The organism is Dyella humicola, from assembly GCF_026283945.1.
Classification (GTDB): domain Bacteria; phylum Pseudomonadota; class Gammaproteobacteria; order Xanthomonadales; family Rhodanobacteraceae; genus Dyella; species Dyella humicola.
In genome coordinates this window covers 1,923,934-1,942,285 of the sequence record NZ_JAPDPC010000001.1, presented here as the reverse complement: position 1 = coordinate 1,942,285, position 18,352 = coordinate 1,923,934, and the positions used below count along the sequence as shown (strand labels likewise).

Here is an 18,352-nt window from a genome sequence, read left to right as displayed (position 1 = left end):
AAAACGGCTCCGTTGCCGCGCTATAAGCGGGCTCAGCCGGCCGCAGAGCACATCTGCTGGATGTCGTGATAACCCTGGAACGTAACGTCCGTGCCACAACCTGGACAGCCCGGATCTCGCGGTAATCGCGTCTCGCGAAAGCCCATGGACAGTGCATCGAAACTCAACAATCGTCCCACCAGGGGCTCGCCTAGACCAAGGATCAACTTCAGGGCCTCTGTCGCCTGCAGCAAGCCAACGATCCCAGGCAATACGCCCAGCACGCCAGCCTCGCTGCAATTGGGCGCCTCGGCCGCCGACGGCGGCTCCGGGAAGAGGCAGCGATAGCAAGGCGAATCCGGGCGCCTCGGATCGAACATGCTGACTTGGCCCGTGAAACGCTCCACCGCGCCATAAATCATCGGCATCCGAAGCCGTTGTGACGCAGCTGCAATCAAATAGCGTGTCGGGAAGTTGTCGGCCCCATCGATCACCAGATCATGGCCGCCGAGCAGGCGCTCGACACTATCCGCCTGCAGACGCTCTTCGCGCGTCTCCACCTGCACACGCGGGTTCAAAGCCGCCAAGGCGATGCGAGCCGACTCCGCCTTGGCCATGCCAACCCGCGCGTCTGCATGAACTACCTGCCGATGTAGATTGGACCGCTCCACCCGGTCGTCGTCGATCAGGGTAAGCCGCCCCACACCGGCGGCCGCAAGATACAACGCCGCTGGCGCACCCAGACCACCCGCGCCCAGCAGCACGATGCTGGCACGTGAAAGCCTGGCCTGCCCTTCCTCGCCAACCTGCGGCAGACGCAACTGACGCGCGTAACGTTCCGCGGCATCGGCGTCCAGCGCACCCGTAGCGGTGGGCAAACCCTCGGCCTTCCAGCGGTTGTAGCCACCCGCGACGGAAACCACATGGCGATAGCCAAGCCGGAGCAGCGCTTCAGCGGCAAGCAACGAACGCTGGCCGCTGCCGCATAAAGCGATAAGCGGGCGCTCCCGGTCCGCCTCGACCTGCTCGATGCGCAGCTCCAGAAAACCGCGGGGCAGACCCAGCGCGCCAACCGGCGTGCCCGAAGCACGCTCACCGTCTTCCCGAACATCGATCAACAGTGCGCCTTGCGCCTGGCGCGCCAAGGCGTCGGCCGGAGCAATCTCGGGAATGCGCTGGCGTAAATCGGCCAGCCAGGTGTCGCGATCGTTGGCAGTACTCATGCGACTAGCATAAAGCGTATGCCGGGCCACGGCGCATCATGGCCGCGGCTGGATGCCACAGCGCTTAGCGGCGCTTCTTCATCTCGCGAATCATGCGCTGGCGCTTGCGCATCTGGCCTTCCGTAAGCACGTTCTTCTTGCCGGCAAACGGATTCTCGCCATCGCGGAACGCGATGCGCACCGGCGTGCCTTCCAGCTTGTAGCGCTTGCGGAAGAAGTTCTCCAGATAGCGCCGATACGCCGGAGCGATGTGCTTGGTACGGCTGCCGTGGATGACGATGGTCGGCGGGTTGGAGCCACCCGGATGCGCGAAGCGCAACTTGGGCGCGTGGCCACGAACCAAGGGCGGCTGATAACCCTCGTAGGCCAGCTCCAAGGTCTTGGTGAGCTCGGAGGAGGTGAGCTCCTTGGTCGCGGCATGATGGGCACGCACGACGGCGCGCATCAGTTCACGCAGACCTGAACCATGCAGCGCGGAGATGAATACCGTCTTGGCCCAGTCGACGAATTGCAGGCGGCGCTCCAGCGCACGTTCACATTGCTCGCGCGCGTAGCCGTCCATACCGTCCCACTTGTTGACGGCAATCACCAACGCCCTGCCCTCGTCCATGGCGTGGCCGATGAGGGTGAGATCCTGGTCGGCCAGGTTTTCGCGCGCATCGATCATCACCACCACCACCTGGGCGGCAGCCATGGATTGCAGGGTCTTGATGACGCTGAATTTCTCCACGGCCTCTTCGACGCGTGCCTTGCGGCGTACACCGGCCGTGTCGATCAGCGTGTAACGCTTGCCGTCACGTTCCAGCGGCACGCGGATCGGATCACGCGTGGTGCCGGCAACGCTGGAGACGATCAGACGATCCTCACCCAGCAGGCGATTGATCAGCGTGGACTTGCCGGCGTTGGGGCGACCAACGATGGCGACGCGAATGCTGCCTGCCTCGCCCGGATCGACAACTTCCTCGACCTCGGGGGGCAGCAGCCTTTCCGTGGCGGCGACCAGGTCTTCCGTGCCGCGGTTATGCGCGGCAGCCAGCGGCAGCGTGTTGGCAATGCCGAAGACGGCGAATTCCGCCATGGCGTTCTGCAGATCGAGACCATCGGTCTTGTTGACCGCGGCGATGATCGGCTTACCGCTACGACGCAGCTCGGCGAGGATGCTGCGGTCCTGCGGCAACAGGCCATCGCGCGCATCGACCACGAAGACCAGGACGTTTGCTTCCTCGATGGCGAAGCGCACTTGCTGCGCGGTAAGCGCATCGATGCCCTCTTCCACACCGGAAAGACCGCCGGTATCGACCACCACGAACGGGCGGGTGCCGGTACGGCACACACCGTAGTGGCGGTCGCGGGTGACGCCTGGCATATCTGCTACCAGGGCGTCACGGCTGCGCGTCATTGCATTGAAAAGGGTCGATTTACCGACGTTGGGGCGACCGACCAGAGCTATGACGGGCAACATGCTTAGACATCCGTTCCGCTATCAGTGTGCGGTCAGACGATAAGCGCCGATGCGGCCCTTCACGTCGACCACGAACACAGTGTCACCCACCACCAGCGGCTGGGCGCGAATGGGCTTCTTGGACAGGCGCTCGCGAGCGGCCAGCGCACCGTCACCGGTCTGCAGCCAATGCACGTAGCCTTCCAGGTCGCCTACCACGATAAAGTCGCCATGCACGGCCGGCCCGGTAAGCCAGCGGTACTTGAGCTTGTCGTTCTTCCACATGTCGGCGCCGCCGTTCTTGTCGAACGCCCACACCTGCGAATCGCCGTCGACGCCATACAGCGCGTTGTTGCTGATATCGAGCGAGGTGAAGGTGGAGAACGGACGGCCCCACAACGGACGGCCGCTGGGACCATCAACGGCGACCAGGTTGCCGTGATAGGCGGCACCGAACAGCGTGCTGCCATCGAGCAGGATGCCGCCATCGGCATCGCTAAGACGATCGATCTCGGTGCGCCCTTCGCCACTGGCGAGCCGCTGCTCCCAAAGCTTGTCGCCGGTGTCCAGGCGCAGCGCGACCAGCTTGCCGTCGTCGCTACCAAAGAACACCACGCCGTTCGCCACCAACAGCGGGCCTTCACCGCGCAGGCTGAGCAGGGGCACGTTGCCCTGGTCATAGACCCAGCGACGTTCGCCGGTGGCGCGATCGAAGCCGTAGAGACGACCATCCGCCGTACGCGCAATCACCAGATTGTCGGCGATGGCCGGAGCAGCCACCACCTCGGAATTGACGACGGACTCCCAACGCGGGCTACCGTCCTTCGCATTGATGCCGTAGACGTGGCCATCGAGCGTGCCGACGACGAGCAGGTCGCCCGAGACCGTCGGGCCGCCGGCGTAAAGCGCATCAGCACGCTTCTTGTCGCCCCAGCCGAACCAGCCTTGCGTGCGCGAACTCTTGGACCAGAGGGTCTTGCCGGTTGCCGCATCGATCGCGGAAATCTTGCCGTTGGTGCTGGCGGCATACAGCACGCCATCAGCAAAGGCCGGACGCAGACGAACGCCACTCTCGCCAGCGCCTTCGCCCACCGAGTTGGTCCACACGCGGGTGACCTGGACCGTGGGCTTGAAGTCCTTGGCCAGCGGCGTCGGCGGCTGAACGTTTTCCTTCTTGAACGAATGGCAGCCGGCAAGGGCCACCATGGAGGTCAGCGCAACAAGAAACACACACTTCATCGCACCGAGCTTCATCACTTCAGGTTTCATGCACCCTGCTTCCCGGCCACGGCCAGATCATCGATTTTCATCTGCACGCTCTGAGGCGCGTTCTCGCCCAACGCCGACTTGGCGGCTTCGTACGCCTTGCGGGCATCGTCTGGACGCCCAAGCTTGACCAGCACATCGCCGCGTAGTTCCTGGGCCGAGCCTTCATAGCTCTTGGGAGGCATGCGATCGAGCGAGGCCAGCGCGTCAGCGCCCTTGCCCTGTGCCAGCAACACCTGCGCGATGCGCATTTCCGCCAGCGCCTTCAGCTCGGTATTGTCCGCATGGCTCTCGGCCCAGTTGAGCGACTCGACAGCCTTGTCCAGCTGATTCGCCTGCACCTGGCGCTGCGCGCGATCGCTCACTGCGAACATAGCGTACGGCGTATCCGTATAGTCCTTGAGCAACTGCTCGGTCAGCGTGTCCGCGCCCTCGGACTTGCCCGACGACACCGCAGCCTGGATCTGCTGATAGAGGTTGGCGGCTTCGGCCTCATGGCCGGCCTTGTGCTTGTTCCACTGCTGCCAGCCAAAGATACCGACCAGACCGATCGCGATGCCAACGACGATCGACAGGCCGTTCTGCCGCAGCCATCGCTGTACGAGTTCGCTCTGTTCGTAATCGTCGTACGCTTCAAATGCCATGCAATCACCCTTGGGAACCGCACATCGAAGGCACTTGCGATGCGCCCAGCATGCGGAAAAATAAATCAGCTCGACCAGTCCGCTCGTTGTCGAGCAGACAATGGGCAAGCATAACCGATTGCGCCGGACCGCACAGGTCCGGCGCGATGATCAGGCGCCGGCCGGCTCGGCCTTGCCGTCGCGCATTTCGATGCGGAAATGGGCGACATTCGCGCGACGATAGCTGTCCAGCGCCATCGGCTGACCATCCAGCGTGACCTGCGCGCCGGTGGCATTGCCGATGCGCACTTCCATCGGCTGGTCGCTGTGGTAAGTCTTGGAGCTGCCCGCCGGCAACAAGCCGTATTCGAGACGCGAGCCATCCTTCGTCGTGACCTCGACCCAGCTGGCGGCCTCCAGGCTCAGCACCAAGCTGTGAGCACCATTGCCGACGGCCGTGGCGGCAGGTGCCGGCGCGTGGGACGCGTCATTGCCAAGATTGGGGAAGGGCGCCATCGATGCCATCAGCGGCTGCTGGTCCGGCGCCGGAGACGACGTGGCCGGCGCCGGCTGAGCCGCGGGTGCAGAGGCAACGGTGCTGGCGTTGTTGGCGTCACCTTCTGCCGGCGTGGCTACGGAAGCCGCAGCACTGCTTGGGTTCGCCGGCGCATCAACCTGGGCCACGGGAGCGGCATCAAGCGGAGCCAGATGACTGACATCGCGATCAAGTGTGCCGCGCACGCCGAGCCAGATGGTGGGCACGACAATGGCCGCAGTCAGCACCACATACGTGGCCGCGCGAGCGTAGTTTTCCAGCAGATAACGCGAATGCGAAATGCCGCCGGTGGCGACCAGGGTTGGCTGGCTCGGCCGGAAATGCCGAAGTTCCGCCTTCACCTCGGCCTCGTCCAGCCCCAGGTAGCGTGCGTATTTGGTGAGGTAGCCCTCCAGGTAAACCTGGTAGTCGATGCCGCTGTAATCGTTGCCCTCGAGCTGGCGAACCACCCTGGTAGGCAAGCGCAACGCGTGCGCGCATGACTCTATGTCCACGCCCCGCTTTTCGCGTGCTGCACGCAGACGGCTGCCCAGGCTGCCTTTAATCGCTTCCGACGATGAGTGTTCCGTGTCCATGGTGGCTTCGGGTGTTTCAGTAAGAGGGATGGCTCGGTTGCCGCTGTGGGCCGAATTTGACTGATGGGATGTCATTGGCTTGCAGTTGCGTCGAGGGCGCGCGCCTGCTCCGAATCCGGGAACTGGCTTTGCAGTCGCCTACCATAGTTGAGAGCAGCATCCCTGTTGCCCAACCGGGCTTCAATATCGTGACCAAGCTTGAGTCCCGGCGCCGTGGGCTGATTCAGCGCATCGAGACGCTGAACAAAGGCCCGGGCACGGAACGCATCACCCTGAAGATAAAGCACATTAGCGAGCTGATACAACGTCTCGCCATTCATCGGGTCAATCTGCAGGGCTTTGCGGAAGTCCGTTTCGGCGCCTGCATAGTCCTGCCCACGCATCAGGCATGTACCGGCGTTGGTCCAGGCCAGCGACGGCGTCTGGTAGAACGGGTCGGCTACAGCCTTCTGGAAGTACGGAACGGCCTCGGCCGCCTTGCCTTCCTTGCTGCACAGGAACCAGCCCAGATTGTTGTTCGTATCGCCCTTGCCCGGCGCCAGTGACTGTGCCTTGCGGTAATGCAGCTCCGCATTGGGCAGATCGTTGATGCGCTCGTAGAGGACCGCGATAACGGTGTGGGCCGGCACGTAGTTCGGGTCGAACTCCAGCGCCTTGTTGAGCTTGACCAGGGCGTCTTGCAGGTTGCCGTTCTGCATGTACTGCTGACCGAGCTCGGTATGGACGCGTGCGCCCTCCTCCTTCTGGTCGGCCTTGGTGGTGCGCGGAATCTTGGTCGACAAACCACCGGCCGTGTTAGTCGTCGTCGAAACACAACCCGCCAGCAATATCGCAACACCGGCGCTCAACAGAATCCGATCAAGCCGCATGACTCGCCCCCTCGTCCAGACGCTTTCGAAATTCGGCCTGGCGACGGGTGCGGTCCAATACCTGCCCTTTGAGCTGGCCACATGCCGCGTCGATGTCATCACCGCGGGTGCGGCGCAACATGGTCAGCACGTGAGCATTGAGCAACTGGGTCTGGAAGGCGCGAATCGTTTCGGCGTCGGAGCGCTCGAAACGAGTGCCAGGAAATGGATTGAACGGAATCAGGTTGACCTTGCACGTGGGCATGCGGCGCATCAGCTTGATCAGCTGGCGCGCGTGCTCGGGCTGGTCGTTGACACCCTTCATCAGGGTGTACTCGAAGGTGATCGAGGTGCGCGGCTTGCGATCCAGCCAGCGCTGGCAGGACGCCATCAGCTCGGCGATCGGATAGCGCTTGTTGAGCGGCACCAGCTCGGTGCGCAGCTCGTCGTTCGCCGCATGCAGCGACACGGCCAGCGACACGTCGATGGTTTCCGACAACTTGTCGATCATCGGCACCAGGCCGGCGGTGGACAGCGTGACGCGCTTGGCGGCCAGGCCGAAGCCCAGGTCATCGCGCATCAGGCTCATCGCCTTGGTGACGTTGTCGAAATTCAGCAGCGGCTCGCCCATGCCCATCATCACCACATTGGTGATGCGGCGGTTCTGGTGCGTGACGTTGCCAAGATATTTTGCCGCCACCCACATCTGGCCAATGACTTCGGCCGTGGACAGATTGCGGTTGAAGCCCTGGGTCGCGGTGGAGCAGAACGTGCAATTGAGGCCGCAGCCGACCTGCGAGGACACGCACAGCGTGCCGCGGGTCGGCTCCGGGATATACACCGCTTCGATGGCGTTGCCGCCATCCATGCCGAGCAGCCACTTGTGCGTGCCGTCGACAGCACCCTTCTCGAACAGGGTCTTCGGCGGGCCGACGTAGCACGACGCCTCGAGCTTGGCTCGAAGCGTCTTGCCCACATCGGTCATGTTTTCGAAGTTGTCTTCCAGGCGATGATAGATCCACTTCATCACCTGCTCGGCGCGATAAGGCTTCTCACCGAGCTGCGCGAAGAAATCACGCAAGCCCTGGCGATCGAAGTCGAGCAGGTTGACCTTCTCGGATGTAGTGGAAACTGCCTGGTTCACAACGTATTACCTACTAAAAGTCTCGGTCTCGGCGAAGAAGTATGCGATCTCGACCTTCGCCGTTTCGGCGGCGTCGGAACCGTGTACGGCATTCGCGTCGATGGAATCGGCGAAGTCGGCGCGGATGGTGCCCGGCGCCGCATCCTTTGGATTGGTGGCGCCCATCAGGTCGCGATGCTTGAGGACCGCGTTCTCACCTTCAAGCGCCTGGATCATCACCGGACCCGAGATCATGAACTCGACCAGTGCCTTGAAGAACGGGCGCTCGCGATGCACGGCGTAGAAGCCTTCGGCTTCCTGGCGCGACAAGTGCTTCATCTTGGCAGCAACGATCTTCAGGCCAGCCTTTTCAAAGCGGGCGTAAATTTCACCGATCACGTTCTTGGCAACGGCGTCGGGCTTGATAATGGAAAGGGTGCGCTCCAGCGCCATGAGGTCTGCTCCGGGAAAACGGGTATCTGAATGGGCGGGCCGGTCGTTACCGGCAAATTACGCCAAATCCGGCGGTTATATGCGGATTTAGCTCACGAAAGTTTGACAGATTCTAACTGATACGCAAGCCGGGCGCAGGGCCCTGGACGGCCGGGCCCAACGATCGTTTGACGGCTGCAAATCGACCCGCGTATGCTCAAACGATCGTTTGATTCCTCGTTCAGGCCCACGAACCATGCCCGCATCCAGTGCCGCCCTGCCGACCAAGGAACGCATCCTCGGTGCCGCCGAGGAATTGTTTGCCCGCCACGGCTTCGAAGGCGCGTCGCTGCGCCAGCTGACGGCCGCCGCCGGGGTCAACCTGGCTGCCGTGAACTACCACTTCGGCTCCAAGGACCGCCTGATCGAGGAGGTCTTCCGGCGCCGACTGGACCAGCTGAACGGACGCCGCATGGCCGCCCTGCAACAGATCGCCGGCGATGCGGGCGCCACCGTCGAGGACGTGCTGGCCGCCTTCATCGTGCCTGCACTGGAGCTTTCCCACGATGGCAGTGGTTCCTTGTTCATGCGCGTGCTGGCCCGGGCCTTCGCCGAGCACGACGACACCCTGCGTAAGTTCTTGTCGGAAAACTATGGCCACGTGATGCGCCAGTTCACCGCTGAATTCGCCCGCCTGCTGCCTCATCTCAGCAAGGAAGAGCTGTATTGGCGCGTCGACCTGGTGACCGGCGCCCTGACCCATGCCATGTCGGGCTTCGGCATGATCCAGCGAAAAAGCGACGTGCCGGAGCATCAGCACCGCGAGCAAACCGCCGAGCACCTGATCCGCTTCGCCGCCGCAGGCCTCAAGTCACCCTGAATTCGTCACCGGATATCCCCCGGCCGAGTACGGCCGCCCGTTTCACCCTTTATGTGTCTCGTACTACGGAGAAGCCAATGACCGCACCATCCTTACCCAAGGCAGCGCTACGTATCCGCAAGGCCGCGGTACTCGGCGCCGGCGTCATGGGCGCGCAGATCGCCGCGCACCTGACCAACGCCGGTGTCGAAACTGTGCTGTTCGACCTTCCCGCCAAGGAGGGCCCCAAGAGCGGCATCGCACTGAAGGCCATCGCCAATCTGCAGAAGCTCTCGCCTGCCCCGCTGGCGGACAAGAACGTCGCTGCGGCGATCATCCCGGCGAACTACGACGACGATCTGGAGCACCTGAAGGACGTCGACCTGGTGATCGAAGCGATTGCCGAACGGATGGACTGGAAGCTCGATCTCTACAAGAAGATCGCCTCGCACCTGTCCAAGACAGCGGTGATTGCGTCCAACACCTCCGGCCTGTCGATCAACGCCTTGGCCGAGGCGTTGCCGGAAGACATGCGCCATCGCTTCAGCGGCGTGCATTTCTTCAATCCGCCGCGCTACATGCACCTGGTCGAACTGATCCCGACCAGGCTCACCGACCAGAACGTGCTTGCTGGTCTCGAGGCGTTCCTCACCACGGCGCTGGGCAAGGGCGTGGTCTACGCCAAGGACACGCCGAATTTCATCGGTAACCGCATCGGCGTGTTCTCGATGCTGGCGACCATGTATCACACCGAGCAGTTCAAGCTCGGCTTCGACACCGTTGACGCGTTGACTGGTCCGGCCGTGGGCCGTCCGAAGAGTGCGACCTATCGCACCGCCGACGTGGTCGGCCTGGATACCATGGCGCACGTGATCAAGACCATGGCCGATACGCTGGCCGATGATCCGTGGCACGAGTACTTCAAGGCGCCGGTATGGCTGCAGGGCCTGATCGCCAAGGGCGCGCTGGGCCAGAAGACCGGCGCCGGCTTCTATCGCAAGGCCGGCAAGGACATCGTGGTCATCGATGTGGCCAAGCAGGACTATCGCCCGTCCGAGCAGAAGGCGTCGGATGAGGTGTCCGCGATCCTCGCCATCAAGGATCCGGCCGAGAAGTTCGGCAAGCTGCGCGCCTCAGCTGATCCGCAGGCGCAGTTCCTGTGGGCTACGTTCCGCGACCTGTTCCACTACACCGCTTACCACCTGGGCGATATTGCCGACACCGCACGCGATGTCGACTTCGCCATCCGCTGGGGCTACGGCTGGAAGCTGGGTCCGTTCGAGACCTGGCAGGCCGCCGGCTGGCAGCAGGTTACCGGCTGGATCGCTGAAGACATCGCCGCCGGCAAGGCCATGAGCAAAGCGCCGCTGCCCGCATGGGTGACCGATGGCCGCACCGGCGTGCACGGCAAGGAAGGCTCCTGGTCGGTCGCATCGAGCAGCTACAAGTCGCGCTCGCAGCATCCTGTTTACCAGCGCCAGCTGTTCCCCGATCCGATCCTGGGCGAGAAGTTCGACCAGGGCACCACGGTGTGGGAGAACGACGGCGTCCGCCTGTGGACGCTGGGCGACGATGGCGTGGGCATCATCTCGTTCAAGACCAAGATGAACACGGTCAATGACTACGTACTCGATGGCGTGCAGCAGGCGATCGATATCGCCGAGCAGCAGCTCAAGGCGGTCGTGCTGTGGCAGACCGGCGAGCCGTTCTCGGCCGGCGCCGATCTCAAGGGTGCGTTGGGTCTGCTGCAGGCTGGTAAGTTCGACGACTTCGACAAGATGGTCGCCAACTTCCAGCGCACCAGCATGCGTATCAAGCACTCGCTGGTGCCGGTGGTGGCTGCCGTGCGCGGCCTGGCCCTGGGCGGCGGTTGCGAGTTCCAGATGCATTCGGCGCGCACGGTTGCCGCACTCGAAAGCTATATCGGCCTGGTCGAAGCCGGTGTGGGCCTGCTGCCGGCGGGTGGTGGATTGAAGGAGCTGGCCGTGCGTGCAGCCCAGGCCAATCCGGAAGATCCGTTCGAAGCACTGAAGAAGGTGTTCGAGACGATCGCCATGGCCAAGGTGTCTGGTAGCGCCATGGAAGCCAAGCAGTTGGGTCTCCTGCGCGATACCGACGTTGTCGTGTTCAATAGCTACGAGCTGCTGTACATCGCCAAGAAGGTGGCGCTGTCGTTGGCCGAAAGCGGCTGGCGTCCGCCGATGCCGGCCCGCGCCATCCCGGCGGCTGGCGATGTTGGCACCGCAACGTTCAAGGCCTCGCTCGCCAATCTACAGGAAGGCTATTTCGCCTCGCCGCATGACGTGGCCATCGCGGCGCGCATTGCGGACACGCTGTGCGGCGGCCAGATCGAACGCGGCTCGGCAGTCGATGAGGAATGGCTGCTGTCCCTGGAGCGCAAGCACTTCGTCGAGCTGGCCAAGACGGAGAAGACCCAGGCCCGCATCGCCCACACCATGACCACGGGCAAACCGCTGCGTAACTGATGAGGCTCGTCGTCCCTGCGCAGGCAGGGATGACGAACAAAAACTTGAGCGCGTCGCCGCGACACACGCGCGACGCCACGGAGCAAAACCATGACCAAGCAAGTACAAGACGCCTATATCGTCGCCGCCACCCGTACTCCGGTCGGCAAGGCGCCGCGCGGCGTATTCCGCAATACCCGTCCCGACGACATGCTGGCCCACGTGATCCGCGCCGTGATGGCGCAGGCGCCGGGCATCGACCAGCACCGCATCGACGACGCCATCATCGGCTGCGCCATGCCGGAAGCCGAGCAAGGCATGAACGTGGCGCGCATCGGCACCCTGCTCGCCGGCCTGCCGTACACCGTGCCCGGCGTCACCATCAACCGCTTCTGCTCCTCCGGCGTGCAGGCCATCGCCATGGCGGCCGACCGCATCCAGCTCGGCCTGGCCGACCTGATGATCGCTGGCGGCACCGAGAGCATGAGCATGGTGCCGATGATGGGCCACAAGATCGCGATGAACCCCGCCATCTTCGCCAACGACGAAGACCGCGCCATCGCCTACGGCATGGGCATCACCGCCGAGAAAGTTGCCGAACAGTGGAAGATCACGCGCGACCAACAGGACGCGTTCGCGGTGGAAAGCCATCGCCGCGCGCTCGCCGCGATTGCTGCTGGCGAGTTCAAGGACGAGATCACGCCGTTCCAGCTCGACGACCACTACCCCGACCTGATCAGCCGCGGCATCAAGACCGACAGCCGCCTGATCGACACCGACGAAGGCCCGCGCGCCGGCACCACGCTGGAAGTGCTGGCCAAGCTGCGCACGGTATTCCGCAACGACAAATTCGGCGGCAGCGTGACGGCCGGCAACTCCTCGCAGATGTCCGACGGTGCCGGCGCCCTGCTGCTCGCCAGCGAACAGGCGATCAAGGACTACAACCTCACCCCGATTGCCCGCTTCGTCGGCTTCTCCGTCGCTGGCGTGAAGCCGGAAGTGATGGGCATCGGTCCGAAGGAAGCGATTCCGAAGGCACTCAAGCAGACCGGCATCAAGCAGGATCAGCTGGACTGGATCGAGCTCAACGAAGCCTTCGCTGCCCAGGCCCTCGCCGTCATGGGCGATCTCGGCCTCGACCCGAGCAAGGTCAACCCGCTGGGCGGTGCCATCGCCCTCGGCCATCCGCTCGGCGCCACCGGCGCTATCCGCGCCGCCACGCTGATCCACGGCATGCGTCGGCGCAAGCAAAAGTACGGCATGGTGACCATGTGCATCGGCACCGGCATGGGTGCGGCAGGCGTGTTCGAGGCGCTCTGATTCCAGGCACCATCGCCTAAGACGAAAACGGCGCCGTAGCGATACGGCGCCGTTTTTGTTTCTGCGTCCAAGCCACCGCAAAACCCTGCAGGCAGCCGATGCGATCAAGGATGCGTCTTGGGTCCATCAATGAAGCTGCTTATCGCCGTGATGGTCGGGCCCGGCGCCTCTTCCATCAGCCAATGGCCCGCATTCGGTACCACTAACTCGGTGACGTTGGTCGCGGCATTGCGCATGACGGCCGCTTCATTGGCGCCAAAGGATTTCTCACCGCCGATGGCCAGGACCGGCATCGGCAACTTCGTTGCCATGCTTAGCTTGTTGTCCTCTGCGTCCTTGCGGATCGAGCGGAACTGCGCGAATGCGGAGTGCATGGCGCCCGGCCGCGCATAAATCTCGGCGTAATGCTGACGGGATGCTTCGTCCATTTTCGACGGATCCCCTGCAAACTCATTCCAGAAACGATCGAGATAGATACGCTCACGCCCCGCCACGAGCCGCTCCATATCAGGCCCGCCGAAATCGAAATGCCATAGCGCCGGCAAGCGGACGATCTGGTCCCACGGTGGAATACCCGGGACCGGTGCATCCATCACGATGAGCTTGTCGGTCTTGTCCGGATAGCGCGCAGCATAGGCGTAAGCCACCATCGTGCCGATGTCATGACCCACAATCACCGCATGATCGATTTGCAACTGACTCAGCACGGAGCGGATATCGGCCGCCTGAGTCCGCTTGTCGTACCCCTCCTCGGGATGCGACGACAGGCCCATGCCGCGCAAATCAGGAACCACCACCGTGTGGTGGCGCGCCAATGCCTCGGCCAGCGGCTCCCACATGTCTCCCGTATCGCCGAATCCATGCAACAGAACCACGGCAGGGCCCTTGCCACCCACGCGTACGTGCAGCGTGGCGCCATCGGTTTGCATGTCCTTGACCTGGAATGAAGCGGGGTAAGGCTTCACGGCGGCCGCCGCGGGCAGGCTGATGGCGAGTACGCCTAGAACGCCAAGCAGAAAGCGATACATGATGTTGACCCTCTTGCTGGAAGCGGTGATGCGCACAAGAGCATCGCCAGCCGTGCTGACCTGGCTGGCACGCACTCATGAGCTACGAAGACGAGGTTCCCCGGTGCCGAGGATCATCGGGCGATGTGTCGCGCATATGTGACCCAGAGCCGCGCGGATGATCTCCGCTTGACCTCAGGCACTCGACGCATGAATCGGCAACGGCTGCCATGGACGCCGGAACTTTGTTGGACTTTGGATTGCCCCCTTTTCTGACCAGACTGAAGGACGCCGCCGGATCTGGCCCGCCCAATTTGGCGCAATCCGATTATTTCTTCCACCCTCCTCCCGCCTAAGGTCGTCACATCCCGGGCATTCCCCGCCCGCATGACCCACGTTAGGAGGCTCCCCATGTCCCAGGTTTGGCTTATTACCGGTAGCTCGCGCGGTTTTGGTAAAGCGCTGGCCGAGGCGGTGCTCGCCGCCGGCCATTCATTGATCGCCACGGCGCGCAATCCGGCTCAACTCACTTCGCTGGTGGAACGCTATGGCAACCGTGTACGCGCGGTCGCCCTGGACGTCACCGACGCCGCCGCCTCACGCGCTGCCGTGCAGGCAGCCGTCGATGCGTTCGGTCGACTGGATGTGCTGGTCAACAACGCCGGCTACGGCAATCTGGCGTCGATCGAAGAAGGCGACGATGCCGACTTCCGCGCCCAGTTGGAAACCAACTTTTTCGGCGTGGTGAACGTCACTCGCGCCGCCTTGCCGATACTGCGCAAACAGCGCAGCGGTCACATCATCCAGTTCTCGTCCATTGGCGGGCGCATTGGCGTGCCGGGCGTCGCTGCCTATCAAGCCGCCAAATGGGCGGTCGAAGGTTTCTCCGAGGTACTCTCCAAGGAAGTCGCCCCATTTGGCATTCGCGTCACGCTGGTCGAGCCAGGTGGCTTCCGCACCGACTGGGCGGGTCCTTCCATGACAATCCATCCGCCCCGCGCGGACTCCGATTACGCGCCCACCCTTGGCCCGATGATCGACATGATGCGGGCCCATGGGGGAAACGAAGCGGGGGATCCGGTGAAGGCAGCGCAAGCGATTCTCAGCATCGCCCATACGCATGAACCACCGTTGCGTTTGCTGCTGGGTTCCGATGCGGTCTTTCTCGCCGAGCAACAATCCAGGCGCATGGCCGCCGAAGATGCGAAATGGCGTACGCTCAGCCTGTCCACCGATTTCGACAGCACGCCAGAGGCGATTGAAGAACGCTTTCGCATGCTGCGCTCGCTAGGCTGATGACATCGAAATAGCTAGACCATTTGGTGAGATTACAAACGTGAGAGCCGACCAGATTCCACTGAGCCGTGGTGTATTCGAACGCTTGACGGCGCTTGGAATGGATGTGCCAGCCGTGTTGAAACACGCGGGTTTGCCCGATGACCTGATCGGGCAGACCCGCGCCGTTCTAACCACGTCTCAATTCTTCAACCTCTGGCGTACCGCCGAAACGCTCTATGACGACCCAAGCCTCGGCTTGCGCTTGGGTGATGCCACTCGCGTGGAGGTCTATGACGTCGTGTCGCTGGCGGCGTTGCATTCAGCGACCCTCGGCGAAGCCATACAGAAGCTGGCTCGCTACAAGCGCCTTACCTGTCCTGAAGATATCAGCATCGAGTTGAGCCGTGATGAGGCAGCCGTGAGCGCGCGCTGGATGCTTGCGGAAGGTCACGCACCGCATTTCCTGATCGATGCGGTGTTTGCCGCTCATCTGGCTCTGGCTGAACGCGGAACTGGTCGCACTATTCGCCTGAAACGATTGGAGCTGACGCGCAGGCCCACCGCCGCCGACGTACTGTCGTCGCATTTCCACTGCGAGCTGCGCTTCAATGGGGCGCAGGATCGTATCGTGTACGACCGGGCCGATCTCGACCTGCCCTTCATCACCCACGACCAGGATCATCTGGCCACGCTGCTCCCCACGCTCGAGGCTTCGCTGCAGGAACAGAGCGCCACCACCTCGTTGCGCGACAAGGTATGGAATGTCTTGGCACGCGGCATGCGCGGCAGTCATCTGCGTATGGCCCAAGTCGCCGACACCTTGCATCTGAGTCCACGCACGTTGCAGCGCAAACTGGGTGAGGCGGGCACCAGCTACCAGCAACTGCTGGATCAGGTGCGTCGCCACCTGGCACAGCGCCTGCTGAATGCAACCGACCTGGATACCGGCGAGATCGCCTTCCTGCTCGGTTTCGAGGAACTCAACTCCTTTAACCGCGCCTTCCGTCAATGGGAGGGAGAAACACCCACGCGCTGGCGCACAGCGGCCGCGGGATGACCTGAAACGGCGTATCGCAAGAATCGGAGTGTGCGGCTCCGCCCCGATCGCTAGATTGGCTCCATGACATCCACGTTGGGAGACGATCGATGATTTCGTTTGGGACAAACGCAAAACACGTTGAAGCAACGCGGGACGCGCGGCACCGCGCGCCTGCATGGGCGTCCACGGCAACCGCAACGGAAAACCTGGCGTTCGCCATCGGCACCTGCTCGCTTGGCACGCTGATGGTCGCCCGCCATGGCGGCGGCATCTGCGCCATCCTGCTCGGTGATTCGCGAGCGGACGTACTGGGCGACTTGCAGCAGCGCTTTCCCGACGCCGCCATGATCGAGGGCGATCACCAGGCAATGCGGCTTCTGCACAAGGTCGTTGCGCTGGCAGAGTCGCCGAAGACAACCGTCGAGCTCCCTCTCGATATGCGCGGGACGGCATTCCAGCAACGGGTCTGGCAGGCGCTGCGGAATATTCCGGCCGGGTCGACCACCACTTATGCCGACCTCGCCCGCCGCATTGGCGCCCCGCGAGCGGCGCGCGCAGTGGCCCAGGCTTGCGCCGCCAACCACCTGGCCATCGTCATCCCCTGTCACCGGGTAGTGCGCAGCGATGGCGCGTTGTCCGGCTATCGCTGGGGCGTCGAACGCAAACGCATACTGCTGCAGCGGGAGGCTCGCGCATGACTGCACGGCCACAAGGCAACCTGGCACTCGATCGGCAGGGAGGCATCGCGGCACGTATTGAAGCGATCGACTGGTCACGTGTCACCGCGGACTTGGACGCGCAGGGATGCGCGATGCTGGACGGATTCCTATCCGCCGACGAATGCTCGTCGCTTGCCGCGATGTACACCGAGGAACGACTGTTCCGCAGTCGCGTGGTGATGGGGCGCCACGGCTTCGGTCGCGGTGAGTACAAGTACTTCCGCTATCCCCTGCCCGAACTCATCGCCGAACTGCGCACGGCGATCTACCCTCATCTGGTGCCGTTGGCCAACCAGTGGAACGAGGCCATGGGATTCGACGAGCGCTATCCGCCCCAACATGTCGAATTCATCAAACGTTGCCACGCCGCCGGCCAGCCGCGCCCGACACCGCTGCTATTGCAGTACGGCCCCGGCGATTACAACTGCCTGCACCAGGACCTCTACGGCGAGCACGTGTTTCCGCTGCAGATGGCGATCCTGCTATCGGCACCCGACCGAGATTTCACCGGCGGTGAATTCGTACTGACCGAGCAGCGTCCACGCATGCAATCGCGTCCCGAGGTTGTGCCGTTACGTCAAGGCGATGCGGTGATCTTCGCCGTGCACCACCGCCCCGTGCAGGGCACGCGCGGCACCTACCGGGTGAACCTGCGCCACGGCGTCAGCCGCATACGCTCGGGGCAGCGCCACACGCTAGGCATCATTTTTCACGACGCGCAATAACGAAGCCGCCTTGCGCACGGGCAACAAAAAAGCGGCCCATGGCCGCTTTTGAGTGTTGACCGCGATGCATCGGTCAACGGAATTTGGAGCGGGAAACGAGACTCGAACTCGCGACCCCGACCTTGGCAAGGTCGTGCTCTACCAACTGAGCTATTCCCGCATCGGAGCCGCGCATTGTAATGACTAAACGACGGCCGTCAAGCCTCCGTCACAAATTCATTCATCCTCGCCGCGCGGGACGGGAACCGGATGGTCGCCCCGAAGACTGGGCCAGGCGGCGCGCAGGTAGTACACGCCGGACCAGATGGTGAGGATGCCGGCGATCACCAGCAAGGCCTCGCCGATGTGGTACAGGCGCAGTGCCTCGGCGCTCTTTTCGTGCTGCACGATCAGCACCACCAGCGCCACCATCTGCATCACCGTCTTCAGCTTGCCGATAAAGGCCACCTTGACAGTGGCGCGCATGCCGATCCCGGCCATCCACTCGCGCAGCGCCGAGACGCTGATCTCACGACCCACGATGATTGCGGCCGTCACCGCCATCAGGATGCCCGGCCAACCGCCGCGATGTGACTCCACCAGCAGGAACAGCGTAACCGCCACCATCAGCTTGTCCGCGACCGGGTCCAGGAACGCGCCGAAGGCCGAGGTGAGGTTCATGCGGCGTGCGAGGTAGCCGTCCAGCCAATCGGTGATCGCGGCCAGCAGGAACACGATGGCCGCCGTGATGTTGTGTCCCGGAAACTGCCAGTAGAAGACCACCACCATGACCGGTAATAGCATTACGCGGAACAAGGTGAGCCAGGTTGGCAGGTTAATGCGCATAAATCCTTTCCGGGTGAGTACTTTCAGGGGCGCGGCGGCTTCAATGCTG

17 protein-coding genes and 1 tRNA gene are annotated in these 18,352 nt (G+C 63.1%); 7 read left to right on the top strand and 11 right to left on the bottom strand.

Annotated elements, in window-relative coordinates; all coding sequences use genetic code 11:
- Window positions 1–32 precede the first annotated feature (32 nt).
- The 8 genes from moeB to ndk form a co-directional block, all read right to left on the bottom strand.
- Window positions 33–1,202 carry a molybdopterin-synthase adenylyltransferase MoeB gene (moeB, locus tag OUZ30_RS08675; protein WP_266181825.1) on the bottom strand — a complete coding sequence of 390 codons (1,170 nt, stop codon included), beginning with the start codon at window positions 1,200–1,202 and terminating at the stop codon, window positions 33–35.
- A gap of 64 nt (window positions 1,203–1,266) precedes the next feature.
- Complete coding sequence (gene der / locus OUZ30_RS08670) at window positions 1,267–2,664, bottom strand: ribosome biogenesis GTPase Der (protein WP_266181824.1); 1,398 nt, start codon at window positions 2,662–2,664, stop codon at window positions 1,267–1,269.
- Between the two features lie 21 nt (window positions 2,665–2,685).
- Entirely contained in the window at window positions 2,686–3,912 is a 1,227-nt protein-coding gene (gene bamB, locus OUZ30_RS08665) for an outer membrane protein assembly factor BamB (protein WP_266181823.1), read from the bottom strand.
- Entirely contained in the window at window positions 3,909–4,553 is a 645-nt protein-coding gene (locus tag OUZ30_RS08660) for a YfgM family protein (RefSeq protein WP_266181822.1), read from the bottom strand. Before OUZ30_RS08660 ends, bamB begins: the two co-directional genes overlap by 4 nt.
- A 150-nt stretch (window positions 4,554–4,703) precedes the next feature.
- The gene (locus OUZ30_RS08655) at window positions 4,704–5,663 is read right to left on the bottom strand and encodes a helix-turn-helix domain-containing protein (protein ID WP_266181821.1); all 960 of its coding nucleotides are present in this window, start codon (window positions 5,661–5,663) and stop codon (window positions 4,704–4,706) included.
- 71 nt (window positions 5,664–5,734) lie between these two features.
- Entirely contained in the window at window positions 5,735–6,532 is a 798-nt protein-coding gene (gene pilW, locus OUZ30_RS08650; RefSeq protein WP_266181819.1) for a type IV pilus biogenesis/stability protein PilW, read from the bottom strand.
- Complete coding sequence (gene rlmN, locus OUZ30_RS08645; protein WP_266181818.1) at window positions 6,522–7,655, bottom strand: dual-specificity RNA methyltransferase RlmN; 1,134 nt, start codon at window positions 7,653–7,655, stop codon at window positions 6,522–6,524. The genes pilW and rlmN overlap by 11 nt, the downstream gene beginning before the upstream one ends.
- 6 nt (window positions 7,656–7,661) lie before the next feature.
- Window positions 7,662–8,087: a nucleoside-diphosphate kinase gene (gene ndk / locus OUZ30_RS08640; RefSeq protein WP_266181817.1), complete on the bottom strand. Its 426-nt coding sequence runs from the start codon at window positions 8,085–8,087 to the stop codon at window positions 7,662–7,664.
- A gap of 235 nt (window positions 8,088–8,322) precedes the next feature.
- Between ndk and OUZ30_RS08635 the strand changes: the two genes are divergently transcribed.
- From OUZ30_RS08635 to OUZ30_RS08625, 3 genes are all read left to right on the top strand, one after another.
- Window positions 8,323–8,946 carry a TetR/AcrR family transcriptional regulator gene (locus tag OUZ30_RS08635; RefSeq protein ID WP_266181816.1) on the top strand — a complete coding sequence of 208 codons (624 nt, stop codon included), beginning with the start codon at window positions 8,323–8,325 and terminating at the stop codon, window positions 8,944–8,946.
- A gap of 77 nt (window positions 8,947–9,023) precedes the next feature.
- Window positions 9,024–11,411 carry a 3-hydroxyacyl-CoA dehydrogenase/enoyl-CoA hydratase family protein gene (locus OUZ30_RS08630; protein ID WP_266181815.1) on the top strand — a complete coding sequence of 796 codons (2,388 nt, stop codon included), beginning with the start codon at window positions 9,024–9,026 and terminating at the stop codon, window positions 11,409–11,411.
- Window positions 11,412–11,501: 90 nt separating this feature from the next.
- Complete coding sequence (locus tag OUZ30_RS08625) at window positions 11,502–12,710, top strand: acetyl-CoA C-acyltransferase (RefSeq protein WP_266181814.1); 1,209 nt, start codon at window positions 11,502–11,504, stop codon at window positions 12,708–12,710.
- 104 nt (window positions 12,711–12,814) lie between these two features.
- Here OUZ30_RS08625 and OUZ30_RS08620 read toward each other — a convergent pair whose 3' ends face one another.
- Window positions 12,815–13,738, bottom strand: coding sequence for an alpha/beta fold hydrolase (locus tag OUZ30_RS08620; protein WP_266181813.1), 924 nt, complete (start codon window positions 13,736–13,738; stop codon window positions 12,815–12,817).
- A 390-nt stretch (window positions 13,739–14,128) separates the two neighbouring features.
- Between OUZ30_RS08620 and OUZ30_RS08615 the strand changes: the two genes are divergently transcribed.
- The 4 genes from OUZ30_RS08615 to OUZ30_RS08600 all read left to right on the top strand — a co-directional run bounded on the left by OUZ30_RS08615 (window position 14,129) and on the right by OUZ30_RS08600 (window position 17,478).
- The gene (locus OUZ30_RS08615) at window positions 14,129–15,013 is read left to right on the top strand and encodes an oxidoreductase (RefSeq protein ID WP_266181812.1); all 885 of its coding nucleotides are present in this window, start codon (window positions 14,129–14,131) and stop codon (window positions 15,011–15,013) included.
- Window positions 15,014–15,113: 100 nt separating this feature from the next.
- Entirely contained in the window at window positions 15,114–16,052 is a 939-nt protein-coding gene (locus OUZ30_RS08610) for an AraC family transcriptional regulator (protein WP_266181811.1), read from the top strand.
- A 227-nt stretch (window positions 16,053–16,279) separates the two neighbouring features.
- Window positions 16,280–16,732, top strand: coding sequence for a methylated-DNA--[protein]-cysteine S-methyltransferase (locus tag OUZ30_RS08605; protein ID WP_266181810.1), 453 nt, complete (start codon window positions 16,280–16,282; stop codon window positions 16,730–16,732).
- Window positions 16,729–17,478: a 2OG-Fe(II) oxygenase gene (locus OUZ30_RS08600; RefSeq protein ID WP_266181809.1), complete on the top strand. Its 750-nt coding sequence runs from the start codon at window positions 16,729–16,731 to the stop codon at window positions 17,476–17,478. The genes OUZ30_RS08605 and OUZ30_RS08600 overlap by 4 nt, the downstream gene beginning before the upstream one ends.
- 84 nt (window positions 17,479–17,562) lie before the next feature.
- Here OUZ30_RS08600 and OUZ30_RS08595 read toward each other — a convergent pair.
- Both OUZ30_RS08595 and pgsA read right to left on the bottom strand, forming a co-directional pair.
- Window positions 17,563–17,638, bottom strand: a tRNA-Gly gene (locus tag OUZ30_RS08595).
- Window positions 17,639–17,694: 56 nt separating this feature from the next.
- The gene (gene pgsA / locus OUZ30_RS08590; RefSeq protein ID WP_266181808.1) at window positions 17,695–18,303 is read right to left on the bottom strand and encodes a CDP-diacylglycerol--glycerol-3-phosphate 3-phosphatidyltransferase; all 609 of its coding nucleotides are present in this window, start codon (window positions 18,301–18,303) and stop codon (window positions 17,695–17,697) included.
- Window positions 18,304–18,352 lie beyond the last annotated feature (49 nt).

Coding starts and splice junctions, on each gene's coding strand:
- moeB (WP_266181825.1), bottom strand. CDS start 1,202: ATGAGTACTGCCAACGATCGCGACACCTGGCTGGCCGATTTACGCCAG.
- der (WP_266181824.1), bottom strand. CDS start 2,664: ATGTTGCCCGTCATAGCTCTGGTCGGTCGCCCCAACGTCGGTAAATCG.
- bamB (WP_266181823.1), bottom strand. CDS start 3,912: ATGAAACCTGAAGTGATGAAGCTCGGTGCGATGAAGTGTGTGTTTCTT.
- OUZ30_RS08660 (WP_266181822.1), bottom strand. CDS start 4,553: ATGGCATTTGAAGCGTACGACGATTACGAACAGAGCGAACTCGTACAG.
- OUZ30_RS08655 (WP_266181821.1), bottom strand. CDS start 5,663: ATGGACACGGAACACTCATCGTCGGAAGCGATTAAAGGCAGCCTGGGC.
- pilW (WP_266181819.1), bottom strand. CDS start 6,532: ATGCGGCTTGATCGGATTCTGTTGAGCGCCGGTGTTGCGATATTGCTG.
- ndk (WP_266181817.1), bottom strand. CDS start 8,087: ATGGCGCTGGAGCGCACCCTTTCCATTATCAAGCCCGACGCCGTTGCC.
- OUZ30_RS08635 (WP_266181816.1), top strand. CDS start 8,323: ATGCCCGCATCCAGTGCCGCCCTGCCGACCAAGGAACGCATCCTCGGT.
- OUZ30_RS08630 (WP_266181815.1), top strand. CDS start 9,024: ATGACCGCACCATCCTTACCCAAGGCAGCGCTACGTATCCGCAAGGCC.
- OUZ30_RS08625 (WP_266181814.1), top strand. CDS start 11,502: ATGACCAAGCAAGTACAAGACGCCTATATCGTCGCCGCCACCCGTACT.
- OUZ30_RS08620 (WP_266181813.1), bottom strand. CDS start 13,738: ATGTATCGCTTTCTGCTTGGCGTTCTAGGCGTACTCGCCATCAGCCTG.
- OUZ30_RS08615 (WP_266181812.1), top strand. CDS start 14,129: ATGTCCCAGGTTTGGCTTATTACCGGTAGCTCGCGCGGTTTTGGTAAA.
- OUZ30_RS08610 (WP_266181811.1), top strand. CDS start 15,114: ATGGATGTGCCAGCCGTGTTGAAACACGCGGGTTTGCCCGATGACCTG.
- OUZ30_RS08605 (WP_266181810.1), top strand. CDS start 16,280: ATGGTCGCCCGCCATGGCGGCGGCATCTGCGCCATCCTGCTCGGTGAT.
- OUZ30_RS08600 (WP_266181809.1), top strand. CDS start 16,729: ATGACTGCACGGCCACAAGGCAACCTGGCACTCGATCGGCAGGGAGGC.
- pgsA (WP_266181808.1), bottom strand. CDS start 18,303: ATGCGCATTAACCTGCCAACCTGGCTCACCTTGTTCCGCGTAATGCTA.